Raw genomic sequence first — 1,046 nt, forward strand, 5'->3', positions numbered from 1 at the left:
GCGGCGACGGCGACGGCGTCCTCGTAGTAGCGGGGGATGTACTCCTGGACGAGGTCGGCCTGTTCGGGCTGCCAGAAGCCCTGGGCGGTGGCCTTGAGGAGGTAGTTGGACAGGCCCGAGGTCGCCGAGCTGGTCGTCCGCCGCTACGAGGAGGCCCTCGCCGGCACGGGGGCCGGAGCCAGGACGGAGACCGCGGCCGCGGTCTGACCCCCGGGCGTCCGGCGGGGACGGCTCAGGCGTCGAGGAGGAGGCGGACGACGTCGGTGAGCGCCTGCGGGGACAGCCGGGGATCGACGGCGCGCCGCAGGCCGAGGCCGATGCCGAGGCTGAGGAGGGCCTCGGCCAGCTCGTCCGGCGGGAGGGGCGGCACGATCCCCCGCCGCCGCGCCTCCTCCTCGATCAGGGCGCTGAGCGCCCCGACCCAGCGCCGTCCGCCCTCGGCGACGCGGTCGCGGAGCGCCGGGTCGCGGCGGGCGGCGTGGATCGCGAACTCGGCCTCCAGCAGCGTCCAGCCGGGGTCGCCGATCGTGCGCTCGGCCCAGGCGTCGAGGACGGCGAGCCGGTCCTCGGCCGTGCCCTCGCCGCCGACCGCCTCGATGACCGCCCCGACCTGCTCGGCGCGGACCTCGTCGATGACGGTCTGGCAGAGCTCGTCCTTGGTGGCGAAGTTGGAGTACACGGCGCCCTTGGAGAAGCCGGCCGCCTCGGCCACCCGGTCGAGCGTCGTGGCGTGGTAGCCGTCGCGCAGGAACATCCCGCGGGCCGTGGCGATCAGCAGCTCACGGGTGCGGGCCTGCCGCTCCGCCCGGGTCGGGCCGCTCTCTCGTGCCATGCGTGCAGTGTACGGGCCGCGCGGACGCCCCCGCCGAGCCTATTGACGTCGCGTCCAACACTCACATACCTTCGGTATCCGAGTGAAGGAGCCCCATGCGATATCCCGTCGTGGCGCGGCCCGGAGCCGTCGCCGTGGTGACCGGCGGCGCGCGCGGCATCGGCCGTGAGACCGCGCGCCTGCTCGCCGAGCGCGGCGCGCGCGTGGCGGTCGG

General features: G+C 75.6%; 2 protein-coding genes. One reads left to right on the forward strand and one right to left on the reverse strand.

Annotation, left to right across the window (positions count from 1 at the left end):
* Positions 1-232: 232 nt before the first annotated feature.
* Positions 233-832, reverse strand: coding sequence for a TetR/AcrR family transcriptional regulator (locus tag AB0J52_RS42045; protein ID WP_500188909.1), 600 nt, complete (start codon positions 830-832; stop codon positions 233-235).
* Positions 833-927: 95 nt separating this feature from the next.
* On the opposite strand from AB0J52_RS42045, the gene AB0J52_RS42050 reads away from it, so the two are divergent.
* On the forward strand, positions 928-1,046 hold a 119-nt coding region (locus AB0J52_RS42050), incomplete at its 3' end, for an SDR family NAD(P)-dependent oxidoreductase (RefSeq protein ID WP_500188910.1).

This window comes from Spirillospora sp. NPDC049652, from assembly GCF_040675125.1.
In the GTDB taxonomy this organism is placed as follows: Bacteria; Actinomycetota; Actinomycetes; order Streptosporangiales; family Streptosporangiaceae; genus Spirillospora.

Coding starts and splice junctions, on each gene's coding strand:
- AB0J52_RS42045 (WP_500188909.1), bottom strand. CDS start 832: ATGGCACGAGAGAGCGGCCCGACCCGGGCGGAGCGGCAGGCCCGCACC.